A 12923-nucleotide genomic window follows, 5' to 3' on the forward strand; every position below is an offset into this window, starting at 1 on the left:
CGCGGAAGCAATGCGCACACATGAGCAGTACCTACGTTGAAAACGAATCCCCTTTTCAGGGTCCGGCTGGACTGATCGGGGAGACCTACCGCACCGCGTCCCGCACGCGGCGAGCGCGGCCGTGAGGTCCCTGAAGGCCGACCCCTCCTACTCGCCGGGGTTGAACCGACGCAGCGGATCAGGGTCATCTGGTTGGCACGCGAGGCTCGTCGCGTTGGGACGAGCCGCCGCGGCTCGTCTGGCTTCGCTTGGGACCTGTTCGCGCTGGAGACACCCCACTACTCCGGCGTTCTGGCGCGCGTTGAGGTCCATTCTCCGGCTCCGCTCGAGCCGGAGGAGGGGAGGTGACAGCCTTTCGACCGATCACGCGACCAACTCACAGCGGAGTACCGCGCACGACCATCGGAAGGGCAGTCACGATGACCACACCCACACCACGACCCCAAGACGACGTCCGTACCGGCGACGTGTGCCCATCAGGCGGTGATCGTGCCGACGGCACCGTTGTGAGGGGAACCGGCTGGAGAGTGACCGGCGCCCGTGCACCCGGCAGAGTTCCGCGTTATGGCGCTCTGACGGGGCTTTTGGACGGTTCCGCGTCGTCGACGCTCGACTGTTCGATCGACACGCCATCCGGATGGGGCAACGGGCAGACTGCGCCGGTTGCCAACCAGGTTCAGGCGACACTCGTTGCGGGGCCGGATGGCGCGCTGTGGGTCACCGTTGATGGCGTTGATGTCGAGCAGTTGGCCGCCAGCATCAGCGCAGTGTGTGATGTGCTGACGCGGCTGCCGTCGTCCCGCGAGTGACGAGTGAGTATCGACAAGATCGCTGCGGTGACAAGCGGCACTCTTGTCCGCTGGCTTCATGACATCGGCTCGCCGCGGTGGCCGCCCGCACCGTGTCGTCACCGCGGGCTTCCGGTCTGGTGTGATGCCTGCTTGATGCAGGTAGGTATCACGCGGGACCGCGGGTGTGCGCTGGCGTTGTCGATTTGATGGCTGCTGCGGCGGTGTGGTGGGGCTTCGTTGTGCTCGGGTCGGTGTGAATTGCCGGTCGGGCGGAGGCAGATTGGCTCGACCAGTTGGCAGGGCTTACTTTCACGGCCGCGGCCGCGTAGACGATCGGCATCGCGACGACGTTCCCCTGTTGCTGGAACGCATTCCGATCGCTCGTCACGAGGGGTCCGGGATCGTCCGTGGGTCGCTCACGGGTCAGGGCGTGTGGTCCCGACGCTCGTGGAGTCTTCGGAGTATGGCTGCGACGTCGGCGATGTCTTCTTCGGTCATTGGTGCCATTGCCGCGACGATGGGGTGCCAGTAGGCGCGGGATTCTTCGCTGTTCCGTGACTGGTGTGTTTGGGGCGACATGCTGTCTTCCAGGGAATCCTGCATCTCGGAAGGTCGGCGGTGTCTAGCACTCGCTGTGGCGGTTTCGCTGTTCTTTGCTGTTTAGAAGCCGCTCATCTCAGTGAAAGGCTAAGGCTTTGCCGGACGCCCGCGGCGTTGATCAGGTGTGTCAACCAGCCGAGGGGGCTCAGTCAACCCGGCACGTGGAGGACTCGTGCGGACCTGATAGCCGAGAGTTCCATGGTCTGGACGATCGCTTTGATCGTTCGGATCAACGTGCGGTGGGCCACGTCGTCACGGCCGCTCGTTGTGCTACCGATGGATGAGTTGTGGAGTTCGTGTGGCAAGTCGCGCACGCTGTAGTCCTTGGTGATGGAGGTTGTGATGGCGTGTCGAGCGGCGGTGTACAAGCGTTGTGGTTGCAGGGTTCGAGAGCCTGATGGTGTTAGTGGCGGTCGTTGTCCTCGGCTGGTGGAGCGTGGGCACGGGAGTTGGTATTTCTCGTTGGAGTTGCCGTGTGGGCCGGATGGGCGGCGGCATCGGGTGCGGCGTGGCGGGTTTCGTACCCGGGCGGCCGCGGAGCAGGCGCGGGCGTATCTCCTGGGCGCTGATGTGATTCCCGGGTGTAGCGCGGTGACGGTGGGGCAGTGGTTGGACATTTGGTTGGAGATGCGGCAGTCGTTGAGTTTCAACACGCGCCGTCTCTACGCCCAGCATGTGAGCTCCTATTTGAAGCCGTACTTGGGTAATGTGCCGTTGCGGTCGTTGACGGTGGCGCGGGTACAAGCGATGTTCGTGGCCCTCGCGCGGGCCAACTCGATGCGGGCGCGGCCGTTGGCGCCGGCGACGTTTGTGCGGATCCGGGGCGCATTGCATGCGGCGTTGAACGGTGCCATTCGGATGGGGTTGATCGAGCGGAACCCGGCGCACCTGGTGGAGTTGCCGCCTGGGCGGCGGCCGCGGGCGGTGGTGTGGACCGACGCCCGGGTGGCGCATTGGCAGGCCACCGGCGAACGTCCGCCGGTGGCGGTGTGGACGGCGCACCAGACGGCCATGTTCCTGAGCTATGCGCGGTCGCATCCGTTGTACGAGATGTACCTCGCGGTCGCGTTGCTAGGACTGCGTCGGGGTGAGGCGGCGGGGTTGCGGTGGTGTGATCTTGATTTGGACATCGGGACGGTGCAGGTGTCGCATCAGGTGCAGGACCGTGGTGGCCGGACGGTTGTATGCCCGCCGAAGACCGAGGCGAGCGTGCGCACCTTGGCTTTGGACCATGTCCTCGCGAGTGCGCTGCGGAGACTTCGCGGTCGCACCGGCAGCGGTCAGCCGACAGGGTTCGTCTTCTCTCGCCCCGACGGAAGTCCGTTCAGCCCTGGCTACCTGACACACACGTTCAATCGGCTTGTCGTGGACGCCGGGCTGCCGCCGATCCGGTTGCACGATCTCCGGCACGGTGCCGCCAGCCTGTCGTTGGCTGCGGGGAACGATCTCAAGGTGGTGCAGGCGCTGCTCGGGCACTCGAGCATCGTGCTCACCGCCGACACCTACACCAGCGTTCTCCCGTGTCTGGCGCATCGGGCCGCCGAGGCGACCGCCGCCCTCGTGCTGGCCGCAGCCCGCCATGATGCCGAAGCGCTTCGGCACAACCGCAAGCAGCGTCGTCATCGAGGGAAGCGCAGGTCCAGGAAAGATCGTGCGTTGAACGGCGGCCGCATTCGGTCTCACGCCGGTCCCATCACACGATCAAAGCCCACCGGCAAGATCCTCGTGTGAGGAGAATCTGCAGGTGGGCTTCGTTACGAGATGTGCGCCATCAGGGACTCGAACCCCGAACCCGCTGGTTAAGAGCCAGCTGCTCTGCCAATTGAGCTAATGGCGCTTGGTGGTGCTCGCCGCTTTGGTTTCCCTCGGCGACGTGGAAAAGATTAGCAGGCTGTTCAAGCCGCGTTTCAGGGGGGTCCCCTTAAGCGCGCGCGGGGGGTCGCCGCGGCGGCGGGAGGGCTCCTAGCTGCGCGTTCCCGTTCAGTCTGGCAGATCGGGGGCCGTTGTGGGGGTTGTCGAGGTCATGAAGCGGCCGTTGACAACTGTACGTCGTACAGGTAACTCTGGTCTCATGTACGACGTACAGGAGAACATCCTCGCCACCCCACTCACGCTGCCCAATGGCACCGTCCTCGCCAATCGGCTGGCGAAGGCCGCCACGAGTGAGCACCTGGCCGACCGGCGGGGCGCGCCGACGCGGCAACTCGCGGAGGCCTACCGACGGCTCGCGCACTCGGGTGCCGGGCTGCTGATCAGCGGAAACGTCATGGTCGACGGCTCGGCGCTGGAGGCTCAGCGCAACGTCGTGATCGAAGACTTCCGGCACCTGCCCGAGCTGCGGCGCTGGGCGGCCGCGACCGTGGGCACCGACACCAAACTGCTCCTGCAGCTCTCGCACCCCGGCCGCCAGTCGATGCGTGGCCTGAAGCTCGCCGGGCGGCAGCAGGATGTCGTCGCGCCGTCGGCGGTGCCCCTGGACCTGGGGAAGTGGCTCTTCCGTCGGCCGCGGGCGCTGTCGGACGTGGAAGTCAGCACACTGGTCGCGCGCTTCGCCACGGCCGCGTACGTCGCCGCCGAAGCGGGCTTCGCCGGCGTCCAGCTCCACGCGGCCCACGGCTACCTGCTCAACCAGTTCCTGTCTCCGCTCGTCAACCGCCGTGACGACCGCTGGGGCGGCTCACCGGAGAACCGGATGCGCTTCCTGCTGGAGGTCGTCCGCGCGATCCGCGCCGGCACGCCTCCGGACTTCATCCTCTCGGTCAAGCTCAACTCCGCCGACTTCCAGCGCGGCGGCTTCGCCCCCGAAGACGCCCTCGCGGTCACCAAGGCCCTCGAACAGGAAGAGGTCGACTTCCTGGAAGTATCCGGCGGCACCTACGAAAGCATCGCCGTCGTCGACGGCACCCCTCAACGCGCCTCAACCCTCGCCCGCGAGGCCTACTTCCACGACTTCGCCGAAGACTTCGCCCGCGAGCTCACGATTCCCCTCATGCTCACCGGCGGCTTCCGCTCCCACGCCGCCATGGTCGACGCCGTCTCCTCCGGCTCCGTCGACCTCGTCGGCCTGGCCCGCCCCATCACCCACGACCCGACCTTCCCCCACCGACTTCTCACGACCCCCGCCGCCCACAGCACCGCCCCCACCCCCAAGATCGGCCAGAAGCTCCTGGACGACCTCCTCAACTCTTCCTGGCACCAACAACAGCTCTCCCGCCTGGGCCGCGGCGCCCGCCCGCGCCCCTCCCGCCGCCCCACCACCGCCCTCGTCATCGCCGCCCTCACCACCCTCCACGACGCCCTCTTCTTCTCCTAACCCTCCACAAAGGACGACGAATACCCCACGACCTAGGGTGACGACACGGGATGGGGGTCCAGGGGGCTCGCCCCCTGGCGGGGGTCTGGGGGTCCGACCCCCAGAAAAAGGCGAAACCCCAGCCCGGGGAAAGGTGCCCGAAGGTCACCGACCAGACTGGGGTGATGGGGTGAGCGACGGGTTTCGAACCCGCGACCTCCTGGACCACAACCAGGTGCTCTACCAGCTGAGCTACGCCCACCATCTGCGAGGGATCGTTGCGATCACCTTGCTGCGGAATATCGTAGCGTGCCCTCGCGAGGGGTTTTCACCGGGTCAGCTTCGGTGGCGTTCCTGCACTTCGGCGGCCGCGGCTTTGGCTTGTTCGCTGGTCGGCCCGGGTTGGGGGACGAAGGCGACGTTGCGGTAGTAGTCGAGTTCGCCGATGGATTCCTTGATGTCGGCGAGCGCGCGGTGGGCGAGGCCCTTCTCCGGCTTCGCGTAGTAGATCCGCGGGTACCAGCGCCGGACGAGTTCCTTGACCGACGACACGTCGACCATGCGGTAGTGCAGGTGGCTGTCGAGGGCCGGCATGTCGCGGGAGATGAAGCCGCGGTCGGTGGCGATGGAGTTGCCCGCCAGGGGGGCCGTGCCGGGGTCGGGGACGTGCTCGCGGATGTAGTCGAGCACGCGCTGCTCGGCTTCGGCGAGCGTCACCGCGGAGGCGCGGACCTCTTCGGTGAGCCCGGACTTGGCGTGCATGTCGTGGACCACCTGCGGCATGCCGTCGAGCGTGGTGTCGTCGGTGTGGATGACGATGTCGACTCCCTCGCCGAGGACGTTGAGGTCGGCGTCGGTCACGAGGGCGGCTATTTCGATCAACGCGTCTTTGCCGAGGTCGAGCCCCGTCATCTCGCAGTCGATCCAGACTAGGTGGTCGGTCACCCGGACAACCCTAACCCGACACGGGGATGTCAGCCGGGTTACCTGCGCATTCGGCGCGTTACGCTCGGGCAGCCAGGTGAAAGAGTGTGATTTCGGACTCGGAACGGGGTGCGGCCAGTGGCCGAGCAGGGGTCGGGGCCTGCGGAGGAGATCGCGCAGGGTTACGTGAGTGAGGGCGCCGCGGTGGAGCTGGGCGCCGTGGTGATCGACGGGCGGACCGAGGCGGCCGCGGCCGTGCGGCTGCCGCTGGCCACGCTGAACCGCCACGGTCTGGTGGCGGGTGCGACCGGCACCGGCAAGACGAAGACGTTGCAGCTGATCTCGGAGCAGCTCTCCGCCGCGGGTGTGCCGGTGGTGCTGGCCGACGTGAAGGGCGACCTTTCGGGCCTGTCGGCGGCGGGCGAGGCGAACGACAAGCTCACGAAACGCGCGCAGGAGCTGGGTGACGACTGGGCGCCGGCCGCGAGCCCGGTGCAGTTCCTGTCGCTGGGTACCGGCGGCAAGGGGTCGCCGATCCGGGCCACGATCACGAGTTTCGGCCCGGTGCTGCTGTCCAAGGTGCTGGACCTGAACGAGACGCAGGAGTCGACGCTCGGCCTGATCTTCCACTGGGCCGACCAGCGCGGGCTGGCACTGCTCGACACGAAGGACCTGCGGTCGGTGATCACGCACCTGACCAGCGACGAGGGCAAAGCCGACCTCAAGGGCATCGGCGGCGTCTCCGCGGCCACGGCCGGGGTGATCCTGCGCGCACTGTCCAATCTGGAAGCCCAGGGCGGCGAGGACTTCTTCGGCGAGCCCGAGCTGGACGTGCACGACCTGATGCGCCAGGCCGACGGCAAAGGCGTGGTGACGCTGCTGGAGCTGGACAACCTGCAGTCGAAGCCGGCGTTGTTCTCGACGTTCCTCATGTGGTTGCTGGCCGAGCTGTTCGAGGAGCTGCCCGAGGAGGGCGATCTCGACAAGCCGAAGCTCGTGTTCTTCTTCGACGAGGCGCACCTGCTGTTCAACGACGCGTCGAAGGCGTTCCTGGAGCGCATCGAGCAGACGGTGAAGCTGATCCGGTCGAAGGGCGTCGGCGTGTTCTTCTGCACGCAGCTGCCCACCGACATCCCGAACGCCGTGCTGTCGCAGCTGGGCGCGCGGGTGCAGCACGCGCTGCGCGCGTTCACGCCCGACGACCAGAAAGCCCTGGCCAGGACGGTGAAGACGTACCCGAAGACGCCCCACTACGACCTCGAGTCGGCGCTGACGTCGCTCGGGATCGGCGAGGCGGTGGTCACGGTGCTGTCCGAACGGGGTGCGCCGACGCCGGTCGCGTGGACGCGGCTGCGGGCGCCGCGGTCGAAGATGGGCTCGGTCGGGGACGAGGCGGTGGCCGCGGCGGTCGCGGCGTCCGACCTGAACGCGAAGTACTCGGAGACGATCGACCGGGAGTCGGCGTACGAGAAGCTGGCGGCTCGGGTCGCGGCGCCTGCCCAGCCGCCTGCTGCCGAGGCCCCAGCCCCTGCTCCCGCTCCGGTTCCGGCGGGGAAGGCCGAGGATCCCGGACTGATCTCCCAGGCCATGAGCAACCCGGCGGTGAAGTCGTTCATGCGCTCGGCCGCGTCCGCGTTGGGGCGGGAGATCACGCGGGGGCTGTTCGGCAACCGGCGGCGGTGAGAAATACCTGACACGACCTGGCAGGTATGGCGGGCAGGCTGAGCGCATCCGATCGGAAGGAACGAGCCATGACCAGCACCGCGACCGCCACGTTCGAGCTGGACAAGTGGGAGCCGCAGGCCGAGGACGAGACGGGCGGCACCGAGTTCGCGCGGGTGGCCATCGCCAAGACGTTCACGGGTGCGGTGGAGGGCACCAGCACCGTCGAGATGCTGACGGCCTCGAACGCCACTTCGCGCGCGTACGTCGCCTTCGAGCGACTGTCGGTGTCCGTCGACGGGCGCAAGGGTTCATTCGTGCTGCGGCACACGGCGGGTGACGAAGGCCTGTCGCTGCTCATCCTCGCGGGCTCAGGCTCGGGAGAGCTGACGGGTATCTCCGGCTCCGCCGCCATCACCCAGGACGAAGCCGGCAACCACGCGTTCACGCTGACCTACGAGCTCCCGGCAGCGTGAAAGCCGCTCTCTCAGGGCCCCGAAACCCTGGGAGAGCGGCTTTCACCGTGGTTTCCCCGCCACCCCGATTCGAGCGAGGAAAGTCGGACGGGCCGCCCCGACCGCGGTCCGTCCGCGACCGCGTCAGCCGTTGACGATCTGGTTCACGATCGTCTTGGCGTCGTTGACCGGGATCGCGAAGCCGATCCCGACGCTGCCCGCGGAGCCTCCTGCCGCCGACGGGCTGTAGAGGGCCGAGTTGATGCCGATGACCTGGCCCTGGGCGTCGACGAGCGCGCCGCCGGAGTTGCCCTGGTTGATCGAGGCGTCGGTCTGGATCGCGGTGTAGCTGGGGCCGTTGTCGGCCTGGTTCGATGTGCGGCTGAACGGCGACTGCTGTTGCTGCTCGCCCCCGCCGACGTCGGACAGCGGCCGGTTCAGCGCGCTGACGATGCCGGTGGTCACGGTGTTCTGCAGCCCGCCCGGCGAGCCGATGGCGATCACTTCCTGGCCGACCGCGAGCTTGCTCGAGTCGCCGAGGGTGGCGGCGGTGAGGCCGCTGGCGTCCTTGGCCTGGAGCACCGCGATGTCGCCCTTGGTGTCGGCGCCGACCACGCTGGCCTGGTACTTCTTGCCGTCGGACGTCGTGATCGTGACGTCGCCGACCGCGCCGTCGACCACGTGGGCGTTGGTGAGGATCCGGCCGTCGGAGGTCAGGATGACGCCCGAGCCGATGGCTTCGCCCTGGCCGGTGTCGACGTTGACCTGCACGACGCTCGGCAGCACCTTCGCCGCGACCGTGCTGACGTCGCCGGTGGAGGTCGTGTTGCTGACCGTCTGCCCGGCGACCGCGGAGGACGACGCGGGCGAGGCCACCGACGTGGTGGTCAGCCCGACGATCGCCGCGCCGGCGCCACCGCCGACGAGCGCCGCGGCGAGCGCGGTCGCGCCGACGACGGCGGCCAGCTTGCCGCCCCGTCGCTTCGGCTGCGTCGCGTGCTGAGCCTGCGGCTGCTGCGTGAAGAGCGGATTCGGCGCGGCCTGCTGGTGGCCGTACTGCCCGTACTGGGCGTACGGGCCGTACTGCGGCTGGGTGTGCTGCTGGGCGTTCTGCTGAGCAGCGTTCGGGTGGGTCTGGTGCGGCTGGTGCCCACCGGGTGAGGCGGGGCCGGGCCGACTCGCGTTCTCGGTCATGACACCAGGTTCGCGGCCGTGGTTGTGAGAACCCTGTGGAAATCCCTTCGGCTTTGCTGAGAAGAATCAGCTGAGAATCCTCAGGCGTTCCTCAGCCTGGGCGGGTGGGTTTCAGTCGAAGAATTTCGGGACGTCGAGGGCACCTCCCGAGGCTTCGAACTCGTCGTGCACGGCTTGGCGCAGCGTCGCGTCGGCGAGGTAGTCGGCGGCGGTGAGGGCGAGGCCGAGCGCGCCGTCGACCACGGCCTTGTCGCCCGAGGGCGACCCGGCGGCTTCGGCGAACTCCTTGGTGTGCAAGGCAACCGTCGGTCCGGAGACGGCGATCATCGGGTGCAGCGCGGGCATCCGGTACGACAAGTTGCCCAGGTCCGTGGACCCGGTGAGGAACTCCGGCACGATGCCCGGCGGCAGTGGTTTGCGGCCGGTGTCGGCCTGGTTCACCGACCACCGCCCGGCGAGTGTGGTGTTGAAACGGATCGGCAGGTACGCCGGCTGCGAATCCCACGTCAGCTCCACGCCACAGCCCGTCATTTCGGCAGCGCCGTGGGCGATCGCGGTCATCCGCTTCGCGAGGTCGCGCAACGTCTCGGGGTCGGCCGAGCGGAGGTAGAACAGGAGCGCGGCGCGTTCGGGGATCACATTGGGCCGGGCGCCGCCGTCGGTGAAGACACCGTGCACGCGGTCGGTGGAGGGCAGTTGCTGACGCAGCATCGACACGCCCTGGTAGGCCGCCACCGCCGCGTCGAGTGCGTTGCGCCCCATGAACGGCTGCGCCGACGCGTGGGCCCCGACGCCGTGGAACACCATCTCCAGCTGCCGCCGGCCGAGGAACGGGTGCAGCGCGATGTCGTGGCTGAACGGGTGGAGCATGATCACGGCGTCGACGTCGTCGAACACCCCGGCGCGCGCGAGCGTCTCCTTGCCGCCACCGCCTTCCTCCGCGGGCGTGCCGATCAGGGACACGCGCCCGCCGGCCTGCTCGGCGACGGCCGCGGCACCCAGGAACCCGCCGGCGCCGGCGGTGCAGATGACGTTGTGCCCGCACGCGTGGCCGAGCCCGGGCAGGGCGTCGTACTCCGAGAGCACGGCGATGTGCGGCCCGCCGTTGTCCGGCGTGCTCGCGCGCAGCGCCGTGTCGAGGCCGCCGAGGCCCACCGTGACCTCGTGGCCGTGGGCGCGCAGGAGCTCCGCCAGCGCGCCGGCGGAGCGGTGCTCGGTGAAGCCCTCTTCCGGGTGGGCGTGCAGGTCTTGGCTCAGCGCAACGAGTTCGTCGGCGCGGGCCCGCACTTCTCGTTCCACGGCCGCGCGCACGCCGGACTCGGCTCCGGTGTGGTCGGAGCCGAGGGGCTCGGCGGCCGCGACGGCTTCGGCCGTGGCCTCGATCAGGGCGCGCAGGTGGGAGTCGTCGGGTGGGACGGGAGCGGCGTCGGTCATGCGGGGATGCTATCCCCGGGCACCGACAAAGTGGATCAGTTCGCCCCGGGCAGCTCGCCGGCGACGATCTGGGTGACGCCCGCGAACCGCTCGGCGACGATGCGGAAACCCCGCGCGCGCAAGGCGGCCGCGATCTCGCCGCGGTCGAACATCCGCTGTCCGCTGAGGATCCCGCCCGCCGTGTCGACGACTCGCGCGGGTTGCCAGTCTCGCCGCGCGCTCGTCAGCAGCACGACGCGACCGCCGGGACGCAGGATCCGCGCGAACGAGTCGAGGGCGCGTTCGGGCTCGGCGAACATGTGCAGGGCGGCGAAGCAGCAGATGGCGTCCACTGTGGAGGGTGGAAAGGGTGGTTCGACGGCGTCGGCACGGAGGTAGGCGACCCCGTCTTCGTGGCTTTCGTCTGTCTCGGCTAGGGCGCGGGCGAGCATCGAGGGCGCGCCGTCGAGACCGATGGCGAGGCCGTGGTTTCCCGTTGCCGCACCGAAAGCGCGGGTGAACCGGCCGGTGCCGCAGGCGACGTCGAGCACGATCTCGCCCGGTTCGAGCGCGAGGAGTTCCGTGGCGAGGCGGACTTCGCCGGCCATGCTGGGGCCGAACGGACCTTTGAACAGCCGGCCGAACGCGGGGCGCCAGAAGCGTTCGTAGACCTGGGGGAGCAGCGTCGTGCGCATCACGCGCTGGGTGATTCCGGTGGTGGGACCGGCTTGGGGTGCGTCGCCGAGGACGTCGAGGTAGCCGGCGTCTGTGGGCTTGGCCGGCGTGGTGAGCAGCTCGGCGAGACGGTCCTGGGCTTTCGGGTGCTCGACCACCGGTTTTTCTCCCCTCTCGGTGGGATACCGGCAGTATGCCAAAGCCTGGTTGTCCACGATCGAGTGAAGATCTCGCCGATCAGGCGTTCGAGTGCCCGGATTGTCGGCCCCCCTTCCTAACGTCGCTTCCACGGTTCTCCGACCCCCGGAGTCCGCAGAGGAGGGACATCCCGATGACCGCACCGATCCTGCTGCCCATCGACGTGCCGACCGGCGAGATCGCCGTGCGCGGACCGTTCGACCTGTCCGCCGCGAGCCGCTACCTGGCCGGGTTCGGCCCGGCCGGCCGGCCCGACGCCGCCTCGGAGCCGGGCGTGCTGCGGCTGGCCTTCCCCGTGGACGGCGTGTGGACCCACGCCGGCGCCGCCATCCGCCAGAGATCGCCCGGCACGGTGGAAGTCGAGGTCTCCGCGCCGGTCGACCTGGCCGCGCGCGTGATGGGGCAGGTGAGCCGCATGCTGTCGCTCGACGTCGACGCCTCGGGTCTGCCCGACATCGACTTGCGTGACTCCGTAGCCGCCGGTTTGCGTGCCGAGCATCCGGGTTTGCGCCCTGTGCTGTTTTCTTCGCCCTACGAAGCCGCCTGCTGGTCGGTGCTCTCCCAGGGCATGCGCTTCACCACGGCCATGCGGCGCCGCCGCCTCCTCGCCGAACGCCACGGCGCCATCATCGACGTCGGTGAGTACCAAGTGGTCTCGTTTCCCGCCCCCGCGGTTCTGGCCGAACTGGCCTCGGAAGGCGGCTTGGCGGACTTCCGCGTCGCCCGCCTCCGCTCCATCGCCCAGGCCACCGCCGACGGCCGCCTCGACGCCACCGAACTCCGCGCCCTCCCCGTTCCCGACGCCCTGGCGCACCTCCGCACCATCCCCGGCATCGGCGCCTTCTCCGCCGAACAGATCCTCCTGCGCGGCGTCGGCCACCCCGACCTCTTCCCCCGCGCTGACGCCCGCCTGCACGAATCCATGCGCGAGGCGTACTCGCTCCCCGCGACCACCCCCGCCTCCCAGCTGATTCCCCTGGCCGATGACTGGCGCCCTTACCGCAGCTGGATCGCCCTGCTGTTCCGCGCCACGCTCGATGCCGTACCGCCAGACCCCGACGCGGCTTCCTTGGCTGAGGAGGTGGTGACCGGCTCGGCCGCACAGTGATGCCGACCGCTGCGCCGCTAGCCCGGCTGTTGCGGCTCACGAGTCGCCCGCGTGGACGCGCCGGCGCGCCCGCGGCTGTCGCACCCGGGAAGGAGGTGACTTCCGGCTTGGGTAACGATCGACGTCAAGCCGCGCTGGTGCGGTGGAGCCGTGCACCTGAACGTCGAGGCTGGTCTGTCTGAGCGGCGACGCCTGGCCGCGCGCCTGGAGGCCGGGCTCGCCGAGCGTGCCACCCTGGCGGCCGTGCTGCCTTTAGCCGAGGTGACTGCCGCGCGACGGCTGGCCGCGATGGTGCTGCGACGACGTGCGACTGAATGTCGAGACTGCCTCGGCTGGTGTGCGACGCCCGGACGCGCGTGTCCGAAGGCTGCGGCTCGTGCGGAAGTGCCGCTCTGGCGGCTGTGCCGACGTGCCCGTGGGGCAGCCGGGATCGGCCGAGGAACGGCGCCCGGCCGTGGTGGTGCTGTGCTGCTCGGCGGAGGGCGATCGGTGGGATGGCTCGTGCGGGCGATCCTCGGCGGCTGTGCGGCCTGGTGCGAGGGGGCTTCCTGGCCCCTGCGCCGGCGCGTTCGGTCTTGTCGCAGTCGCTTTCGGTCAGGGGGCGGGAGTGG

At 69.1% G+C, this 12923-nt stretch carries 10 protein-coding genes and 2 tRNA genes; 6 read left to right on the top strand and 6 right to left on the bottom strand.

Translation table 11 applies throughout. The features are described 5' to 3' along the window. Positions 1-527 precede the first annotated feature (527 nt). Positions 528-809, top strand: a complete 282-nt coding sequence (locus tag ACFY1H_RS18275) for a hypothetical protein (RefSeq protein WP_386947671.1) — start codon at positions 528-530, stop codon at positions 807-809. Positions 810-1733: 924 nt separating this feature from the next. Next, entirely contained in the window at positions 1734-3122 is a 1389-nt protein-coding gene (locus tag ACFY1H_RS18280; RefSeq protein WP_386947933.1) for a tyrosine-type recombinase/integrase, read from the top strand. Positions 3123-3155: 33 nt separating this feature from the next. On the opposite strand, the gene ACFY1H_RS18285 is transcribed toward ACFY1H_RS18280, so the two are convergent. After that, a tRNA-Lys gene (locus ACFY1H_RS18285) sits at positions 3156-3228 on the bottom strand. Between the two features lie 234 nt (positions 3229-3462). On the opposite strand from ACFY1H_RS18285, the gene ACFY1H_RS18290 reads away from it, so the two are divergent. Next, the gene (locus tag ACFY1H_RS18290; protein ID WP_386947673.1) at positions 3463-4704 is read left to right on the top strand and encodes an NADH:flavin oxidoreductase/NADH oxidase family protein; all 1242 of its coding nucleotides are present in this window, start codon (positions 3463-3465) and stop codon (positions 4702-4704) included. Positions 4705-4869: 165 nt separating this feature from the next. Here the strand turns inward: ACFY1H_RS18290 and ACFY1H_RS18295 are convergent. Both ACFY1H_RS18295 and orn read right to left on the bottom strand, forming a co-directional pair. Beyond that, a tRNA-His gene (locus tag ACFY1H_RS18295) sits at positions 4870-4945 on the bottom strand. Between the two features lie 74 nt (positions 4946-5019). Beyond that, entirely contained in the window at positions 5020-5628 is a 609-nt protein-coding gene (orn, locus tag ACFY1H_RS18300) for an oligoribonuclease (protein ID WP_285973492.1), read from the bottom strand. Between the two features lie 117 nt (positions 5629-5745). On the opposite strand from orn, the gene ACFY1H_RS18305 reads away from it, so the two are divergent. Both ACFY1H_RS18305 and ACFY1H_RS18310 read left to right on the top strand, forming a co-directional pair. Then, positions 5746-7290, top strand: coding sequence for a helicase HerA-like domain-containing protein (locus ACFY1H_RS18305; protein ID WP_386947675.1), 1545 nt, complete (start codon positions 5746-5748; stop codon positions 7288-7290). A 68-nt stretch (positions 7291-7358) separates the two neighbouring features. Further along, positions 7359-7745 carry a DUF3224 domain-containing protein gene (locus ACFY1H_RS18310; RefSeq protein WP_366582878.1) on the top strand — a complete coding sequence of 129 codons (387 nt, stop codon included), beginning with the start codon at positions 7359-7361 and terminating at the stop codon, positions 7743-7745. A 123-nt stretch (positions 7746-7868) separates the two neighbouring features. On the opposite strand, the gene ACFY1H_RS18315 is transcribed toward ACFY1H_RS18310, so the two are convergent. From ACFY1H_RS18315 to ACFY1H_RS18325, 3 genes are all read right to left on the bottom strand, one after another. Then, on the bottom strand, positions 7869-8918 hold the full coding sequence (locus ACFY1H_RS18315; protein WP_386947677.1) for a trypsin-like peptidase domain-containing protein: 1050 nt from the start codon (positions 8916-8918) through the stop codon (positions 7869-7871). 111 nt (positions 8919-9029) lie between these two features. Then, positions 9030-10352, bottom strand: coding sequence for a M20 family metallopeptidase (locus tag ACFY1H_RS18320; protein WP_366582876.1), 1323 nt, complete (start codon positions 10350-10352; stop codon positions 9030-9032). 35 nt (positions 10353-10387) lie between these two features. Continuing rightward, on the bottom strand, positions 10388-11164 hold the full coding sequence (locus ACFY1H_RS18325) for a methyltransferase domain-containing protein (protein ID WP_366582875.1): 777 nt from the start codon (positions 11162-11164) through the stop codon (positions 10388-10390). 173 nt (positions 11165-11337) lie between these two features. On the opposite strand from ACFY1H_RS18325, the gene ACFY1H_RS18330 reads away from it, so the two are divergent. Next, positions 11338-12312: a hypothetical protein gene (locus tag ACFY1H_RS18330; RefSeq protein ID WP_366582874.1), complete on the top strand. Its 975-nt coding sequence runs from the start codon at positions 11338-11340 to the stop codon at positions 12310-12312. Positions 12313-12923 lie beyond the last annotated feature (611 nt).

It is taken from the genome of Amycolatopsis sp. NPDC001319, from assembly GCF_042896185.1.
GTDB lineage: Bacteria > Actinomycetota > Actinomycetes > Mycobacteriales > Pseudonocardiaceae > Amycolatopsis.

Coding starts and splice junctions, on each gene's coding strand:
- ACFY1H_RS18280 (WP_386947933.1), top strand. CDS start 1,734: ATGGCGTGTCGAGCGGCGGTGTACAAGCGTTGTGGTTGCAGGGTTCGA.
- ACFY1H_RS18310 (WP_366582878.1), top strand. CDS start 7,359: ATGACCAGCACCGCGACCGCCACGTTCGAGCTGGACAAGTGGGAGCCG.
- ACFY1H_RS18290 (WP_386947673.1), top strand. CDS start 3,463: ATGTACGACGTACAGGAGAACATCCTCGCCACCCCACTCACGCTGCCC.
- ACFY1H_RS18330 (WP_366582874.1), top strand. CDS start 11,338: ATGACCGCACCGATCCTGCTGCCCATCGACGTGCCGACCGGCGAGATC.
- ACFY1H_RS18315 (WP_386947677.1), bottom strand. CDS start 8,918: ATGACCGAGAACGCGAGTCGGCCCGGCCCCGCCTCACCCGGTGGGCAC.
- ACFY1H_RS18320 (WP_366582876.1), bottom strand. CDS start 10,352: ATGACCGACGCCGCTCCCGTCCCACCCGACGACTCCCACCTGCGCGCC.